The organism is Allobosea sp. GW822-FHT03F07 (assembly GCF_058801345.1).
This window is the reverse complement of the sequence record NZ_JBXAND010000004.1, coordinates 189,283-205,463: the sequence shown is the minus strand read 5'-3', so window position 1 is coordinate 205,463 and position 16,181 is coordinate 189,283. Positions and strand designations below refer to the sequence as shown.

The following is a 16,181-nucleotide window of genomic DNA, read 5'->3' as shown; positions in this document are numbered from 1 at the left end:
TCACGCCGCGTAGCGCTGCCCCTCATCGCCGTAATAGGCGAGGTAGCGCTGGTCGATCGCGGACACCGGCAGGATCACCAGGACATCCGTCGTGCCGAACTGGCGGTCGATCACCGCGCCGGTGCCGAAGCGGGCGCCGAGCCGCAGATAGCCCTTGATCAGGGGTGGCATCTGCTTCAGCGCGAGCTTCGGATCCACCATCTCCGCCGGCAAACGATCCATCGTGACATGCAATTCCCGCCGGGCCGCAGCGCTCCATTCGCCAGCCGAGCTGGCATGGTGATGCAGGAAGCTCAGTGGCAGGGCGAGTGCGTCGGGATCGGTGCCGTCGAAGCTGGCGCAGCCGAACATCGCATCGATACGGTGGTGGCGGATATAGGCCCAGATGCCGTGCCAGAGCAGCTCGACCGTCTTCTTGCTGCGATACGGCTCCAGCACGCAGGAACGGCCGAGTTCGAGGAAGCGCTGGCCGGGATGGGACGCGATCATCGGCGCGAGATCGAACTCGCCCTGGGTGTAGAAGCCACCGAGCCGGCTCGCGGCCCCCTCGCGCATCAGCCGATAGGTGCCGACGACCTTCGGCTTGACACCGCCGAAGCGTCCGCGCGCGGCGTGGTCGATGACGAGCAGATGATCGCAGGCGCCGTCGAAGCGGTCGGCATCGCGGCGGAACATGCGCGAGACGACGTCGGGCCGGGCGGACATCTCCTGGTAGAAGACGCGGTAGCGCAGGCGCTGCGCGCGCCAAATCTCACGAGGTCCCCGCGCCAGCCTGACCTCGAGCGAGCCGCATCGCCCCAATGTGCCGGCGAGCGGATCGGTCGCACCGGAGCGGCGGGCGAAACGGCCGAGCGTCTCGCCCGTGATCAACCTGAACGGCGAGAGTCGCGAGAACAGATGGCTTCCCGCCGACATATGTCGAGCCGGCTCACCCGCATATCCGTCGAGATCTGCTGCCATGGCTCGTCTTGTCCCTCAGGCCGCCTTCGCTGGCAATCGGGAACCTGTGGCCTGATTGTCTTACAGAATAGCGACAAAACTGCGTCGGAGCGGTGACGACGTTCACGCCGAACGGGCCAAGCCCACCGACCCGGCGACGCGATCGAGCCAGCGCTCCAGGGCGGCGCGGTCGAGAGGCTTAGCCAGGCAATCATCCATGCCGGCAGCGAGCGCGGCTGCCTTGTCGCCCTCGGAAACGTTCGCGCTGACCGCGACCAGCGGCAGCGGCGCAAGGCCCTGGCGGGCCCGCTCCAGCGCCCGGACGGCGCGCGCGACAGCGAGCCCGTCGAGTTCCGGCATTCGGATGTCGAGCAGGACGAGGTCGAAGGACGGGCCTGTTCCGTTCAAGCCGGCCTCGATGGTGACGAGCGCCTGACGGCCATCGCGGACCCAGACTGGCACGCAGTTGAAGCGCTCGAGCGTTCGTGTCGCAAGCAGCGCGTTGATCTCGTTGTCTTCCGCCACCAGCACGCTGAGCCTCGGGCGTGACGAGCGGTGCGGGAGCGAGCTGGATGTCTCCGTTGCCGCAGCCACAGGCGCAGGGCGCGGCGACAGCCGCTCGTAGAGCGAGCGGGCCCGCACCGGCTTGACCAGGAATCCGGTGAAGCCGGCGTCACGCGGCGAGCCGAACTGGCGACGCTCCAGGGGCGACAGCATGATCAAGGAATCGGCGACGCCTGCGGCCCGCGCCGCCGCGGCAAATGCAATCACCGCATCACGGCCGATCGACTGGTCGACCAGGGCTGCATCATAACGCGGCTCGGTTTGCAGCAATGCAGTCGCTTGTGCGGCATCGACGGCCAGCGTCGCCGTTCCGCCCGTGGCAGCGATCGTCTCGCGCAGGAAGCCGGCGCCGAAGGGGGCGCCGGAGACGACCAGCACCCGCTTGCCCCCCCACGCCGGCAAGGCGGGGGCAGCCGCGCCGGCCACGAAGGGCAATGGCAGCCGGACCCGAAACAGCGAACCGCCGCCGGGCCGCGCCTCGACGCCGACCGAACCGCGCATCAGAGCGACGAGACGGCGCACGATGGCGAGGCCGAGGCCGGTGCCCTCATGGCGGCGCGCGGCGGAGTTGTCGACTTGTTCGAACTCCTCGAAGATCGCCTGGCGACGATCCTCTGGGATGCCGGGCCCGGTATCGGCGATCTCGATCGCAATACCGTCACCATCGCGGACGATGCGGATGCCAACGCCGCCGGCTTCCGTGAACTTGATCGCGTTGCCGACGAGATTGAGCAGGATCTGGCGCAGCCTGTTCCGATCGCCCACGAGATGCGTCGGCAGATCCGGCGCGAGATGCGCGGCGAGCTCGATGCCCTTGGACTGGGCGCGCGGGGCCATCAGCTCCGAAACCGTCTCGACAAGCAGGCCGAGATCGAAGCGTTCGCTGGCGAGTTCGAGCTTGCCGGCCTCGACTTTGGCGAAGTCGAGGATGTCGTCGACGAGGCCGAGCAGCGCCTCGCCGGAAGTCCGCAGTGCCCGCACATAAGTCACCTGCTCCGGATCGAGCCCGGTGTCGCCGAGCAAGTCGGCCATGCCGAGGATGCCGTTGAGCGGCGTGCGGAATTCATGGCTGACGGTGGCAAGGAAACGCGACTTCGCCTCATTGGCGCTCTCGGCGCGCGCCCGGGCCTCGACCAGTTCCTGCTCGCTGGCGATGCGCGCCGTGATGTCGCGGCCGACGCGCTGCAGCACCGTCCGGCCCAGCGCTACCGGCACGACGGTCTCGACCCAGGAGATCCAGCGCTCGCCATCGGGCGTCGCGAGGCATTCGTCGAAGACGCGCGCGCCGCCGTCGAGCGCCTGCGCCGGACGGCAGGCGATGAGACGCGGCTGCACGATCGCACCGACGACCTCCGACTCATCCAGCCCGAGCAACGCGGCGTAGGCGCCGTTCGCATAGACGATGCGAGCGCCGTCCCGGCGCACGATGAGGTCGCCCTGCGCCTCGATCAGGCTGCGATACTGTTCCTCGCTGTCGGCCAGCGCCCAGAGGCGGTCGTTCAACGCCTCGACATCGCCGGCCAGTTCGGCCGCCTGACGGACGATGCGATCGCGCTGCCGCAGCAGCAACAGGGCGGCGACACCAGCGAACAGCGCGAGCACGACCACCGCGGCCGCAGGCCAAGGGGATGAGAGAGGATTCATGCGCGCAATCTAGCAAGCGCGCGTTGAAGAACCGTTGGGCGAAACCGCGATCTTGAGCGATCGCATGAGGCAATCCGTTAACCGTGCCCGGACTGGACGGGCCGGCGGATCAGGCCGCCTGCGCCATCTGATCGCCGCGCGAGCGATAGGACAACGCCTCGGCCAGATGGATGCGCCCGACCTTCGGCTCGCCGTCGAGATCGGCCAGGGTGCGCGCCACCTTCAAGACGCGATGATAGGCGCGCGCCGTCAGGCGCATTGCGTCCGCCGCATCACGCAGCAGAGCCAGACCGGCATTGTCGGGCCGGGCGATCTCGTCGAGAACCGGCGCCGGGCAGGCGGCATTGGTTGCGATATGGGACAGCCCCAAAGCCTCGAAGCGCGCCGTCTGGAGCCGTCGCGCCGCGGCGACGCGGGCCGCGACCTCCGCCGAGCCCTCGCTCGGCGGAGGCAGGATCAGGTCCGACGCGGTGACGGCGGGCACGTCGATGGCGATGTCGATCCGGTCCAGCATCGGCCCGGAGATGCGGCTTTGATACTGCGCCATGCAGCGCTCGTTCTGCTGGCGGCGGCAGGCGAAGCCCGGCTCGGTCGCCTTGCCGCAGCGGCACGGATTCATCGCCGCGACGAGTTGGAAGCGGGCCGGATAGACGGCGCGATGATTGGCCCGGGAGATCAGCACGTCGCCGGTCTCCATCGGCTGGCGCAGCGCGTCGAGCGCCTGGGCCTGGAACTCCGGCAGTTCGTCCAGGAAGAGCACGCCGTGATGGGCGAGCGAGACCTCTCCGGGCCTGGCCTGAAGGCCGCCGCCGACGAGCGCCGCCATCGAGGCGGAATGATGCGGGGCGCGGAAGGGACGCCGGTCCGTCAGCGCGCCATCGGCGAGATGGCCGGCGACGGAAAGCACCATCGAGACCTCGAGCAGTTCGCGTGGGCTGAGCGGCGGCAGGATCGAGGGCAGGCGGCTCGCCAGCATCGATTTTCCGGCGCCCGGCGGGCCGTTCATCAGCAGATTGTGGCCACCGGCCGCAGCGATCTCGAGCACGCGCTTGGCGCACTCCTGGCCCTTGATGTCGGCGAGATCCGGCAGCGGGCCGGACTGGCGCGCGACCGCCGGCTCCGGCCGCGCCATCACCTGCGTACCCTTGAAATGATTGGCGAGTTGAATCAGCGAGCGCGGCGCGAGGATGTCGATATCCGCCGCCGCCCAGGCCGCCTCGGGGCCCGAGGGAAAAGGGCAGATCAGCCCCTGGCCCCGGCCATAGGCCGCGATCGCCGCGGGCAGAACGCCGGCGACGGCGGCGATCGAGCCGTCCAGGGCGAGTTCGCCGAGCACCGTGTAGCCGGACAACGCATCCGCCGGGATCGCACCGATCGCCGCCATGACGGCGAGCGCGATCGGCAAATCGTAATGGCTGCCTTCCTTGGGCAGATCGGCCGGGGCGAGGTTGACGGTGATGCGTTTGGCCGGCAAAGCGAGCCCCGAGGCGATCAGCGCGGCGCGCACCCGCTCCTTGCTCTCGCCGACTGCCTTGTCTGGCAAACCGACAAGGATGAAATTGACGCCGCCGGGCGTGACCTGAACCTGAACATCGACGGCGCGCGCCTCGATTCCCTCGAATGCTACCGTCGCGACCCGCGTCACCATCAGCGCCACCCCATTCCCCGAGGAGAGGCTAGCCGAGCTTCATCCGGCGCGCAAGAACATATCGGGAACTAAATCGATCGGAGAGGGTTACTTCAGCAAGCCGGCTTCCCTGTAGAAGCGCTCGGCGCCCGGATGCAGCGGCACGCCGAGCAAGCCCGAAAGCGCCGTCGCCTTCCGAATCTCCTTGCCCTTGGCGTGGCCGGCATCGAGCGCCGCGCGGGTCTTGTCGCTCCAAAGCGCTTTGGTGACCGCATAGACGGTGTCGGCTGGGATCTTGGACGAGGTCACCCAATGCGCGCCGACGGCGACCGTCCTGACCGCCCCGACATCCTTGTAGGTGCCAGCCGGAATCTCGGCCGCAGCGAAGAAAGGGAAATCCCGGGCCAGTTTTTCGGCGGGAGCGCCCGTGATCGGCAGGATGTCGATGCCGGACCCGGTCGAGGCCAGTTCCGAGACGGCCATGGCAGGGAAGCCGCCGGTGAAGAAGAAGGCGTCGACCGAGCCGTCCTTCATTCTCTGCGCCGCCTGGTCCGGCCGGAGGTATTCGGCCACGATATCTCGCTCGCCCAGGCCGAAAGCCGCCAGGATCGCCTTGGCATTGAGCAGCGTGCCGGAGCCAGGTTCGTCGAGCGAGACCTTCTTGCCCTTGAGGTCGGCGACGCTCTTCACATTGGCCGCCTTGCGGACGACGAGATGGACGCTCTCCGGATAGAGATTGGCGATCGAACGCAGTTCCTCCACCCGCGGCCTGCCCTGGAAGACGCCGGTGGCCGAATAGGCCCAGAAGGCGATGTCGGCCTGGACGAAGCCGGATTCGACCGCGCCGCCCGCGATGGCGCTGACATTGGCAACGGAGCCGTTGCTCGCAACGATCGTCGTGACCAGTTGCGGCGGCGCAGAGATCGCATTCGCGATCAGGCGGCCGACCGGGTAATAGGTGCCCGCCGTGCTACCCGTTGCGATGCGGAGGAAGGCGGAGCCCTGCGCGAAGGCGAAGCCGGCGGCGAGCGCGACACCGCCGAGCGCCAGGCCGGCCGCGACGAGCTTCGATCGAACATGCGAGGGCATCGCCTCAACCTCCCAGACGGGCGCCACTGTCCCGAGCTTTCTCGCGGCGATCAACTGAAATGATCCTTCGGCGCGGCCGGCTAGGCGGACGGGCCTGCGACCGCACAGGAAAAGGGCCCCGAGGCAAGCCCGGAGACCTCGTGTTCAGTGCGTCAGGGAGTGCGTCAGGCCGCGACGCCCGTGCCGATCTGGCAGGTCACGCCGGTGCCGCCGAGCCCGCAATAACCGGCCGGATTCTTGGCGAGATATTGCTGGTGGTAGTCCTCGGCGAAGTAGAATTCCGGCGCGTCGAGAATCTCGGTCGTGATCGGGCCATAGCCACGCTGCTGCAACGCCAGCTGGTATTCGGCCCGCGAGCGCTCGGCGACCTCGCGCTGGGCTTCGTCCTGGACATAGATGCCGGAACGGTATTGCGTGCCGACATCATTGCCCTGGCGCATGCCCTGCGTCGGGTCGTGATTCTCCCAGAACGTCTTGAGCAGCGTCTCATAGGGCAGGACTGCGGGATCGAAGACGACCTTGACGACCTCGTTGTGGCCGGTCCGGCCCGAGCAGACCTCCTCATAGATCGGATTCGGCGTCAGGCCTCCGGCATAGCCGACGGCAGTGATCCAGATGCCCTCGCCCATCTGCCAGAACTTGCGCTCCGCGCCCCAGAAGCAACCGAGTCCGAAGATCGCCACCTGCAAGCCTTCGGGATAGGGGCCGGCCAAGGCCCGCTTGTTGAGAAAGTGGCGCTCGGCGGTCGGGATCGGATTGGCCCGGCCCGGCAGCGCCTCATCGGCTTCAGGCAGGGACGTCTTCTTGCGGAGGAAGAACATGTCGGACTCCGTTGCTGGTTTCGAGCCGGAATATAGGCATCCGATCGCGGTTTCGACAGGCGTCGACCGGCCAGCGGGGCTTCACCGTCTCGTGACGACGCCAATCTTGGGTTCCGGCGGTGTGCCGAGCTTCACCAGCAGGAAGCCGAGCAGGAAGGCGATCAACGCTGCGGGCGCCTGCAGCAGGTTCATCAGCACCGGATCCCACAGCAAGGGATGGATGTTGCGCTCGACCGAGGGCTGGAGTGCATCCATGCGCGCACCGAACAGCGTCGTCAGCGCCAGCTTCAGCGGCGTATACTGCACGGCGGAATTGGCGATCGACCGGGCTCCGTCGATGACGAGCGCGACGAAACCGGCCGCGACGAGCAGAAAGCCGAGAAACCGTAGCAGGAACCGCACCGCACCATCTCCTTCATCGATCCCTCGGCAGGACAGGGAGATTTACCCACTACCGGCTCGAACGGCAGCGTCGCGCATCGTGCCCGCCCGTCCCCGCTGCCCGACGGCCTCGATGTGCCCATTCAGCCATGGCTTTGCAACCGCACCGGAGATCGTTTTCGCGCGATCTGTCGACAGGCATCAGAACGCGCTTGAAAGAAGCCGGCTCGGCGGTCATAAGCAGCGCGCCGGACAGGTGGCCGAGTGGTTGAAGGCGCACGCCTGGAAAGTGTGTATACGGGAAACCGTATCGCGGGTTCGAATCCCGCCCTGTCCGCCATAACTGCGCTAACGCGCTCTGTCGTCAGAACTTCTTTAATATCAGCCTCTTGCAGCTGGCCCCCTGACAAGATCAACCACTGCAAATGGGGTATCATCCTACCATCGGAGCGCGGCTGTATGGACCGGCGCGTCCCACAGCTCGATCAGCCCGTCGTCCAGCGCGGTGACAGTCAGCGAACAGCCCGCCATGTCGAGTGACGTAACATAGGATCCAACGAGCCCGCGCGCCATGACGAGGTTGTGCGCGGCCAATATGCGCTTTGCGGCATTGGCCATCAGGTAGAGCTCCATGGCAGGTGTGCCGCCGAAGCCGTTGACGAGCAGCAGGCAGGGCGAGGCGCCGGCCAACGACAAATCGCCGAGGATCGCGTCCATCAGCTCCTCGGCGATGGCGTCGGCCGATGCGAGCTTCACACGTCGCCGGCCGGGTTCGCCGTGGATGCCGACGCCCATTTCCATTTCGTCCTCAGCGAGGGTGAAGGTCGGCTTGCCGGCCGCCGGCACGGTGCAGGAGCTGAGCGCCACGCCCATCGAGCGGGTACGCCTGTTGACCTCTTCGCCGAGGGTCTTCAGCGCGCCGAGTTCGCGACCCTGCTCGGCAGCGGCGCCGACCATCTTCTCGACGATCAGCGTGCCTGCAACGCCGCGCCGGCCGGTCGACCAGGTCGAGGCCGGAACGGCGACGTCGTCATCAACAATGACTGTGGCCACCGCGGTTTCGGCCATCTCCGCCGCCATCTCGAAATTCATCACGTCGCCCTCATAGTTCTTGACGACGAAGAGCGAGCCGGCGCCCGAGCCGACGGCGTTGGCTGCAGCGAGCATCTGGTCCGGCGTCGGGGAGGTGAAGACCTGCCCCGGGCAAGCGGCATCGAGCATGCCGACGCCGACGAAGCCGGCATGCAAGGGCTCGTGGCCGGAGCCGCCACCGGAGATCAGCGCGACCTTGCCGGGCTTCAGCGTCTTGCGGCGAACGAAGGCCCCGCCTTCGCCCAGCGCCAGAATGTCGGCGTGGATAGCCTCCAGCCCCTGCAAACTTTCCGACAGGATGTCGTCGACCGCATTGATCAGCTTCTTCATGAAATCCCTCCCTGCCTGTCGTTTTCTTCTTCGTCGGCGGTTGGGATCAGCGAGACCAGCCCGCGTGCAACCCCCAGCACGATATGGTCGGCCCGCGCGTTCAGGTCGGCGTTGCCGAAATCCGGCAGCTCGACCACCAGCCGGCGCATCGGCCGCGTGGCATCGACCACCTCGAGGCGGCCCGGATGAGCGGCACGATAGGCGTCCAGGAAGGCCTGCCGCTCCGGCGGTGCGAAATGGCAGACGTGAAAGATGGTCTCCAGATGTTGCAACGGCACCGGCGTGGCATAGGCGGGGCTGATGATCTGCGAAATGAAGCTGCGGTTCTTTCCCAGCGCCTCCGCCAGCCGCTGTCTTGTGCCGGACGGGCGGTTCTCAATCACCGCGCGCAGGATCGACTTGTAGGCGGCAACAGGCGATTGCTCGGTCGAGGCGGTCTCGGAACTGGTCATGCGCCTTCGTCCGGCAGAGAAAGATCGACATTGCGGATGGCCTCCTTCGCAACGGCCAGCAGGCCGGGCGATACCGATACAGCGCGGATGCCGGCCCGTAGCAGCGCCGGGATCGCCCGCGGATCGCCACCGGCATCGCCGCAGAGGCTGACCTCACGGCCAATTGCTGCGCCATGGCTCGCGACATGGGCGATCATCGCGAGCACACCCGCATGCAGGGCGTCGGCATAGGCCGCGACCTCCGGCCCATCGCGCGCCGCGGCCGTGGCGTATTGGGTCAAATCGTTGGAGCCGATCGAAAAGAAGGCGGCGTCGAAACTCGCGACCGCCATCGCGGCAGCCGGCACCTCGACCATGATGCCGAGCGCGGGCCGGGCATGGGGCAGGCCTTCGGAAGCGAGTTCCGTCAGCACGGTGTCGAGCAGCCCCCGGGCCTGTTCGAGCTCCTGCGCTGTCGTGACCATGGGCAGCATCACCTTGAGCGGACCGATGGCGGCTGCGCGCGCCAGCGCCCGCAACTGCACGCGGAAGACGTCGGGATGGCGGAGGGACAGCCTGATGCCGCGCAAGCCCAGGAAGGGGTTCGTTTCGCCAGCGAGAGTGTAACCGGCAATAGGCTTGTCGCCGCCGGCATCGAGTGTGCGTATCGTGACCGATCGGCCCGCCGCCCAGTGGAGCAGGCCGGCATAGGCTTCGAACTGACGCGCTTCGTCATGCAGGGCATGCTCGACGAGAAACTCGGTGCGCGTCAGGCCGATTCCGTCGCAGGTCTCGGGTCCGAGGCCGGCGACGTCGGCCAGGCTGGCGACATTGATCATGACTGCGATCGGCGTGCCGTCGCCGGTTGACGCTGGCTGCGATTTTCGCAGCTCCGCCTGCTCATGCAGGCGACCAAGCTCGCCAGCGCGTTGCCGTGCATGCTCGATGGTCTTAGGCGACGGGCCGGTCAGGACGAGCCCTGCCACGCCATCGACAACGACCGTGCCGGATATGGCCTCCCATTCAGAGCCAATGCCTACGACCATCGGCACGCTTCGTCCGCGGGCCAGCATGGCGACGTGGCTGGTCGGGCTTCCCGAGCCGAGCACGATGCCCCCGCCTTGGGACCAGTCGATGCCGAGGAAAGCGGAGGGCGGCAGATCCAGCGCCAGGACGACGGCGCCGGGCGGCACTGCCGCCGGTTCGGGCAGGCCGAATAGCTGCCTCAGGACGCGGTCGCGGATATCCGCGAGATCCGCGGCGCGGGCCCGGAAATAAGAATCCTCGGAGGCTTCGTACCCTGCGATCTCTTCTGCCATTGCCTGCCGCCAGGCCACATCAGCCGCTGCGCCACCTTCGATCGCGGTGTACGCGCCCTCGGTCAGGGCGTCGTCCTCGAGCAGCGCAGCCTGAAAGCCGACGATATCGGCGGCCTCGCCTTCAAGGTCTCCGACCAGCGTTGCGACGGCCTTCAGGGACGCGGAGACGGCGTCGGCCAGTGCCTGCTTCTCTCTGGCGACCGGCCCCTTCTCGCGCCGCATTTCACCGAGCGCACGAAATGTCACTGCCGGGCCGAAAGCGAGCCCGGTAGAGGCGGCGAGGCCGGACAGGCGCCGTTCCATCGCAGTTCACTCCTCGTCGAATTTTCGCGCGACGATATCGACCAATGCGGTGATGGCGGCCGATGCATCCTCGCCGCTGGCCTTGAAATGCAGCACTTCGCCCTGGGACGCCTTGACGCGCATGATCTTCACCGGGCTCTTGGCATCGGTCCACGGACCGGTGGCGCTGGTCGCCACCTCGATCCGTGAGGCGAAACGCTTGGCAAGCTGGGTGAGCTTCACCGAAGGGCGGGCATGGAGCCCGACCTTGTTGATGAGCTGGGCGCTGGCCGTCACCTCCTGCATTCCAACGATCCTCTCACTGCCTTCGCTCGCCATATCGTTCATGCCGAGATCAGTTCCTCTGCCGTCGCCTGCACCACCGCCAGAGGCGAGCCTCCCGAGGCTTCAGTCGCAGCCATCACGGCGCCTTCGACGATCGGTGCATTACAGATGACGATGCGATCGCGCCGCTCCTCCGGCATCATTTCCACCGCCATCTCGCTGTTGGTCTCGGCCCCGCCGAGATCGACAAGGATGGCAACGCCGGCTTCGGACCAGGCCTTGTCGATGGCCGCCATGATGGCCGCGACATCCGTGCCCAGCCCGCCTTCGGCATTGCCTCCGGCCGCGGCGAGCGGGACGTTGTCGCCGACCATCTGGCGAACCATGTCGGCGGCGCCTTCGGCGACCTTGGCCGAATGCGAGACGATGACGATGCCGACATTCTTGTTGGCGGGCATGGTTCAGGCTCCGATGGTGTTGCAGATTGCCGTCGCGAGCAGAGCTGACGAGCGCGCGCCGGGGTCCATGTGGCCGATCGAACGCTCGCCCAGGAACGAGGCGCGCCCGCGGATGGCCTTGAGCGGCACCGTGGCGGCGGCCGCCTCGTCGGCGACTGCCGGCAGGCGCGAGGTCAGGTCAGCGCCGCCATCGGCGAGCGCCGCCTGCAGAGGTCCGAGGACGTCGAGCATGGTCTTCTGGCCGAGCTCGGACTTGCCGCGTGCCTTCACAGCCTCGATCGCGGCGGCCAGCGCGCGCGCCGCGTCGGCAATCGTCGGCTCGGGCGGAAGCTCCTTGCCGAGCGTCATGAACAAGGTGCCGTAGAGCGGGCCGGAGGCGCCGCCGACCTTCATGACCAATGTCGTGCCGATCGCCTTCAGCGCCTCGGGCAAGGGCTTGGCGGTGATCGCGTCCGCCTCCGCCAGAACCGCCTCGAAACCGCGCTTCATATTAAGGCCGTGATCGCCATCGCCGATCGCCTGATCGAGCATCGTGAGTTCCTCGACATGCGCCACGACCGCCTCCGCCATCGCCACGATCAGCCTTCTTTTGAGCGCCTCGTCCATCACTCACCTCACCCGCAGGCCATCGGCGCCGAAAAACAGGGGTTTGCGCAGGCTGACGGCCACCTCGTCGCCGACGCCAAGTCCTTCGTCCGGATCGACCAGACTGACGATCTGCTGCTGGTTCACATCGATATGCAGGTGGTTCTGGTCGCCGAGCCGCTCGATCCAGTTCACCTTGCCCGTCACGGCGCCGTTCTTCCCCTTGGCGATAGCGAGGTGTTCGGTGCGCACACCGATGGTCGCCGCGGCAGCCGGAGCCTCCAGCTTGGGGAAGAGCGCGCGCGGCAGCAGGTTGATGCCCGGGCTGCCAAGACGGGTGGCGACATAGATGTCGGCGGGATCCTCGTAGATGCTGCGCGGCGAGCCGATCTGGACGAGCCGGCCCTGATGAATCACGCCGATGCGCGAGGCCAGCGTCATCGCCTCGGTCTGGTCATGGGTGACATAGAGCATGGTCGCGCCGAGATCCTGCTGGATGCGCTTCAGCTCGATGCGCAGTTCCGAACGCAGCTTGGCGTCGAGCGAGGAGAGCGGCTCGTCCATCAGGTAGATCGCCGGTCGGCGCACCAGCGCGCGGCCGATCGCGACGCGCTGCATCTGGCCGCCGGAAAGCTGCGTCGCGCGGTTCTGCAGCTTGTCCTCGATCCGGAGCAGTCGCGCGACCTCGCCGACGGTGCGCCTGATCTCATCCTCGGGCGTGCGCCGCGTCGGTGAGCGCAACGGAAAGGCGAGATTGTCGAAGACGCTGAGATGCGGATAGAGCGAGTATTGCTGGAACACGAAGGTGACGTCGCGAGCCGCTGGCGGCAGGCCGGTGACATCGGCGCCGCCGACGAAGACGCGGCCGTCATCGGGCGTCTCCAGGCCGGCAATGAGGCGCAAAGTCGTTGTCTTGCCCGCGCCCGTCGGTCCCAGCAGCACCACGAACTCGCCGTCGGCGATGGTGAGCGAGAGATCGTCCACCGCCTTGACCGCACCAAAGCGTTTCGAAACCTGAGTCAGTGCGATCTCAGCCATGGGTCCGCCTCACAGTGCTGGCTTCATGCAAGGCGGAGCGGATGACCTTGCCGGTCGCGGCATCGAACAACGAGAGCCGCTCCGGCTTGAAGGAGAGGCTGACGCGATCGCCGGCGGCAGCCCGCAGATGGGCCGGCAGGCGCGCCTTGAGCATGCCGCGCGGGGTGGTGACGGTCACGATCTGGGTCGTGCCGAGATACTCCGCGCCGAAGACCTCTCCGGGAAGGGCGCCGCCCGGCCGGCCGGGATCGCCGATGACGACCTGCTCAGGGCGCACGCCGAGCGCGAGCGGTCCGGCGGCGCGGGTCTCGCGCAGTTCGGGCAGGGGTACGGCGGCGGCATCGATGGTGACCGAAGCCGCGCCCGCTACGGCTGTTCCCTCAAAATGAATGAAATTCATCGCCGGCGAGCCGATGAAATCCCCGACGAACATCGAGTTCGGGCGGTCATAGATCTCCTGGGGCGAACCGAGTTGCTCGATCACGCCGTCATTCATCACGGCGATCTTGTCGGCCATCGACATGGCTTCGAGCTGGTCATGGGTGACATAGACAGTCGTCGCCTTCAGCCGGTCGTGCAGCGCGCGCAATTCGCCGCACATCAGGTGGCGGAACTCGGCGTCGAGGGCCCCCAACGGCTCGTCCATCATGAAGGCCTTCGGCTCGCGCACGATGGCGCGGCCCAGCGCGACCCGCTGCCGGTCGCCGCCCGAGAGGCCAGAGACCGATTTGTCGAGGAGATGTTCGATCCGCAAGGTCTTCGCAGCGTCCTCGACCCGCCGCCTCGTTTCCGCCTTCGGCACGCCCATCGAGACCAGCGGGAAGCTGATGTTCTTGCGTACGTTCATGTGCGGGTAGAGCGCAAAGAGCTGGAACACCATGGCGATGTCGCGCTCGCGCGCGCGCTTGAAGGTGACGTCCTCGCCATCGAGGCGGATGCTGCCGGAGGATGGCAGCTCAAGGCCGGCGACCATGCGCAAGGTCGTGGTCTTGCCGCAGCCCGATGGGCCGAGCAGGCAGAAGAAATCTCCATCCTCGACCGTGAAGCTGGTATCGCGCACGGCCGTGAAGGCGCCGAACCGCTTCACCAGATTGTCGACCCGGATCTCGGCCATGGCTCACTCCGGGAATTTGGTGACGAAGGTGAACATGACGACGCCGATCAGAGTCGTGACGAAGGAGTAGCCGTAGAGCGTCAGCGAGAAGGGCTGCAGCAGCATGAGCACGCCCGCCGCGATCAGCACTGTCGCCAGCGTCTCCATCGGTCCGCGCCGCAGCGCCTTCGGCCAGCGCGAGTGCGGCGCGCCTTCGGGCTCTCGGGAATGGCTGGCATGCAGGCTCATTTGCGCACGGCCCCGAATGTGATGCCGCGCAGCAGGTGTTTGCGCAGGAGCACCGTGAAAACCAGGATCGGGATCAGGAACAGCGTCGTTCCGGCCGCCACCGCCGGCCAGTCCTGCCCGCCCTCGCCGATGATGATCGGAATGAAGGGTGGCGCGGTCTGTGCCGTGCCGGAGGTGAGCAGCACGGCGAAAGCGTATTCATTCCAGGCGAAGATCAGGCAGAAGATCGCGGTTGCGACGATGCCGGTCGTCGCCTGCGGCAATACGACCTTGCGGAAGGCCTGCAGCCGCGTATAGCCGTCGATCATCGCCGCTTCCTCGTATTCGCGCGGGATCTCGTCGATGAAGCCCTTGAGCAGCCAGACTGCCAGCGAGACGTTGACCGAGGTGTAGAGCAGGATCATGCCGAGCCGCGTGTCGGAGAGGCCGAGCTCGCGGTACATCAGGAAGATCGGGATCGCGACGGCGATCGGCGGCATCATCCGCGTCGACAGGATGAAGAACAGCAGATCGTCCTTCAAGGGAACCTTGAAGCGCGAGAAGGCATAGGCTGCGCAGGTGCCGAGCCCGACCGAAAGCAGGGTCGAGCCGAAGGCGATGATCAGCGAATTGAGGAAGCGCGGCACATAATTGGAGGGACCGACGACGACCATGCTGCGAGAGCGCGTGATCTCTTCGCAGGCCGAGTTTGCCGGCGGGAGCGAGGCGAGATAGTCCGCGGTCTGGCGCGAGCGCGTGTTGAAGAGGTTGCAATAGCCTTCGATCGAGGGCTCGAAATGCACGAACGGCACGACCTTGGGCGGGTAGGAGATCGAGTCCGGCGGCGTCTTGATGCTGGTCAGGCCGATCCAGAGCAGCGGCACGAGCGCGACCAGCGCGTAGAGCACCACGATCACGCCGGCGAGCAGCTTGACCCGACCGCTTGGGGCGACGACGGAATGGGCCGTGGAGAGGGCGCCGCTCATCGTGCCTTCACCTTGTTCAGGGCCTTCACATAGATGTTCGCCAGCCCGAACACGGCGACGAACAGGATGATCGCGAAGGCGGAGGAATAGCCGGTGCGCCAGGCCTCGAAGGCGGCGCGCTTGAGCGTGATCGAGGCGAGTTCGGTGGTCGAGCCCGGCCCGCCCGAGGTCAACAGGTTGACCATGTCGAACATCTTGAAGTTCTCGATGCCGCGGAACAGCACCGCCAGCATGATGAAGGGCAGGCACATCGGCAGGGTGATCGAGATGAATTGCCGCCAGTTGCTGGCCCGATCGACTTCGGCCGCCTCATAGATGTAGTCGGGAATGGAGCGCAGGCCGGCGAGGCAGATCAGCATCACATAGGGCGTCCACATCCAGGTATCGACGATGATGATCGCCCAGGGGCTCAAGGTGACGTCGCCCAGCATCTGGAAGGAGGACGGCGCAAGCCCGGAGAAGAACGAGACGACGTAATTGAACAGGCCGATCTGCGGCTGGTAGAGGAAGGTCCAGAAATTGCCGACCACGGCGGGCGAGAGCATCATCGGGATCAGGATCAGCGTGGTCCAGAAGCCGTGGCCACGGAACTTGCGGTCGATCAGATAGGCCAGCGCGAAGCCGATCACGGTCTGCAGCAGGATCGTCCAGAACACGAAATGCGCGGTGGCCTGCATGCGCTGCCAGATTTCCGGGTCCGACAGGATCGTCTGATAATGATCGAGCCCGACATAGCGCAGCGGCGCATTGGGGCGGTTGGCGCGGTAGTTGGTGAAGGAGAGCTGGATCGTCCAGATCAGCGGGAACAGGTTGATCGCCAGCAGCAGGATCATCGTCGGCGCGATGAAAAGCCAGGCGATGGCCTTGTCCGAAAGGCCCCGGATCCGATGGGCGATCGGGGGATAGGCTGCGCGCATCGCCGTCGCGCTCCTGATGCCGGTGATGTCGCTCGCATTCATGACTCAGCACCGTTCAAAGGCAAAATCGGA

Annotated in this window: 17 protein-coding genes and 1 tRNA gene; 1 reads left to right on the top strand and 17 read right to left on the bottom strand. The window is 66.7% G+C overall.

The features are described 5' to 3' along the window. The 6 genes from olsB to AC1RMY_RS14740 all read right to left on the bottom strand — a co-directional run bounded on the left by olsB (position 1) and on the right by AC1RMY_RS14740 (position 7,086). Positions 1 to 960: a l-ornithine N(alpha)-acyltransferase gene (gene olsB / locus AC1RMY_RS14765; RefSeq protein WP_492865658.1), complete on the bottom strand. Its 960-nt coding sequence runs from the start codon at positions 958 to 960 to the stop codon at positions 1 to 3. 102 nt (positions 961 to 1,062) lie between these two features. Next, positions 1,063 to 3,147 carry an ATP-binding protein gene (locus tag AC1RMY_RS14760; RefSeq protein ID WP_492865656.1) on the bottom strand — a complete coding sequence of 695 codons (2,085 nt, stop codon included), beginning with the start codon at positions 3,145 to 3,147 and terminating at the stop codon, positions 1,063 to 1,065. A gap of 109 nt (positions 3,148 to 3,256) precedes the next feature. Next, the gene (locus AC1RMY_RS14755) at positions 3,257 to 4,795 is read right to left on the bottom strand and encodes a YifB family Mg chelatase-like AAA ATPase (protein ID WP_492865979.1); all 1,539 of its coding nucleotides are present in this window, start codon (positions 4,793 to 4,795) and stop codon (positions 3,257 to 3,259) included. Between the two features lie 87 nt (positions 4,796 to 4,882). Continuing rightward, entirely contained in the window at positions 4,883 to 5,863 is a 981-nt protein-coding gene (locus tag AC1RMY_RS14750; protein WP_492865977.1) for a TAXI family TRAP transporter solute-binding subunit, read from the bottom strand. A gap of 164 nt (positions 5,864 to 6,027) precedes the next feature. Then, the gene (msrA, locus tag AC1RMY_RS14745; RefSeq protein WP_492865654.1) at positions 6,028 to 6,684 is read right to left on the bottom strand and encodes a peptide-methionine (S)-S-oxide reductase MsrA; all 657 of its coding nucleotides are present in this window, start codon (positions 6,682 to 6,684) and stop codon (positions 6,028 to 6,030) included. An 81-nt stretch (positions 6,685 to 6,765) separates the two neighbouring features. Then, positions 6,766 to 7,086, bottom strand: coding sequence for a hypothetical protein (locus AC1RMY_RS14740; protein ID WP_492865652.1), 321 nt, complete (start codon positions 7,084 to 7,086; stop codon positions 6,766 to 6,768). A gap of 229 nt (positions 7,087 to 7,315) precedes the next feature. Between AC1RMY_RS14740 and AC1RMY_RS14735 the strand changes: the two genes are divergently transcribed. Beyond that, positions 7,316 to 7,405, top strand: a tRNA-Ser gene (locus AC1RMY_RS14735). A gap of 98 nt (positions 7,406 to 7,503) precedes the next feature. Here AC1RMY_RS14735 and dhaK read toward each other — a convergent pair. From dhaK to AC1RMY_RS14680, 11 genes are read right to left on the bottom strand one after another with little or no spacing between them, the layout of a single operon-like run. Then, the gene (gene dhaK / locus AC1RMY_RS14730) at positions 7,504 to 8,487 is read right to left on the bottom strand and encodes a dihydroxyacetone kinase subunit DhaK (protein WP_492865650.1); all 984 of its coding nucleotides are present in this window, start codon (positions 8,485 to 8,487) and stop codon (positions 7,504 to 7,506) included. Continuing rightward, entirely contained in the window at positions 8,484 to 8,939 is a 456-nt protein-coding gene (locus AC1RMY_RS14725) for a hypothetical protein (protein ID WP_492865648.1), read from the bottom strand. The genes dhaK and AC1RMY_RS14725 overlap by 4 nt, the downstream gene beginning before the upstream one ends. Then, positions 8,936 to 10,540 carry a phosphoenolpyruvate--protein phosphotransferase gene (locus AC1RMY_RS14720; RefSeq protein ID WP_492865646.1) on the bottom strand — a complete coding sequence of 535 codons (1,605 nt, stop codon included), beginning with the start codon at positions 10,538 to 10,540 and terminating at the stop codon, positions 8,936 to 8,938. The genes AC1RMY_RS14725 and AC1RMY_RS14720 overlap by 4 nt, the downstream gene beginning before the upstream one ends. A 6-nt stretch (positions 10,541 to 10,546) precedes the next feature. Further along, on the bottom strand, positions 10,547 to 10,825 hold the full coding sequence (locus AC1RMY_RS14715; RefSeq protein ID WP_492865644.1) for an HPr family phosphocarrier protein: 279 nt from the start codon (positions 10,823 to 10,825) through the stop codon (positions 10,547 to 10,549). Between the two features lie 38 nt (positions 10,826 to 10,863). Next, the gene (gene dhaM, locus AC1RMY_RS14710; protein WP_492865642.1) at positions 10,864 to 11,262 is read right to left on the bottom strand and encodes a dihydroxyacetone kinase phosphoryl donor subunit DhaM; all 399 of its coding nucleotides are present in this window, start codon (positions 11,260 to 11,262) and stop codon (positions 10,864 to 10,866) included. A gap of 3 nt (positions 11,263 to 11,265) precedes the next feature. Then, complete coding sequence (dhaL, locus tag AC1RMY_RS14705) at positions 11,266 to 11,868, bottom strand: dihydroxyacetone kinase subunit DhaL (protein WP_492865640.1); 603 nt, start codon at positions 11,866 to 11,868, stop codon at positions 11,266 to 11,268. 3 nt (positions 11,869 to 11,871) lie between these two features. Further along, positions 11,872 to 12,885: an ABC transporter ATP-binding protein gene (locus tag AC1RMY_RS14700; protein WP_492865638.1), complete on the bottom strand. Its 1,014-nt coding sequence runs from the start codon at positions 12,883 to 12,885 to the stop codon at positions 11,872 to 11,874. Continuing rightward, entirely contained in the window at positions 12,878 to 13,999 is a 1,122-nt protein-coding gene (locus tag AC1RMY_RS14695; protein ID WP_492865636.1) for an ABC transporter ATP-binding protein, read from the bottom strand. Before AC1RMY_RS14695 ends, AC1RMY_RS14700 begins: the two co-directional genes overlap by 8 nt. Positions 14,000 to 14,002: 3 nt before the next feature. Further along, entirely contained in the window at positions 14,003 to 14,227 is a 225-nt protein-coding gene (locus AC1RMY_RS14690) for a hypothetical protein (RefSeq protein ID WP_492865634.1), read from the bottom strand. Beyond that, complete coding sequence (locus tag AC1RMY_RS14685) at positions 14,224 to 15,192, bottom strand: carbohydrate ABC transporter permease (RefSeq protein WP_492865632.1); 969 nt, start codon at positions 15,190 to 15,192, stop codon at positions 14,224 to 14,226. The genes AC1RMY_RS14690 and AC1RMY_RS14685 overlap by 4 nt, the downstream gene beginning before the upstream one ends. Then, a complete protein-coding gene (locus AC1RMY_RS14680; RefSeq protein ID WP_492865975.1) occupies positions 15,189 to 16,109 on the bottom strand; it encodes a carbohydrate ABC transporter permease in 921 nt (306 codons plus the stop codon). The genes AC1RMY_RS14685 and AC1RMY_RS14680 overlap by 4 nt, the downstream gene beginning before the upstream one ends. Between the last annotated feature and the right edge of the window lie 72 nt (positions 16,110 to 16,181).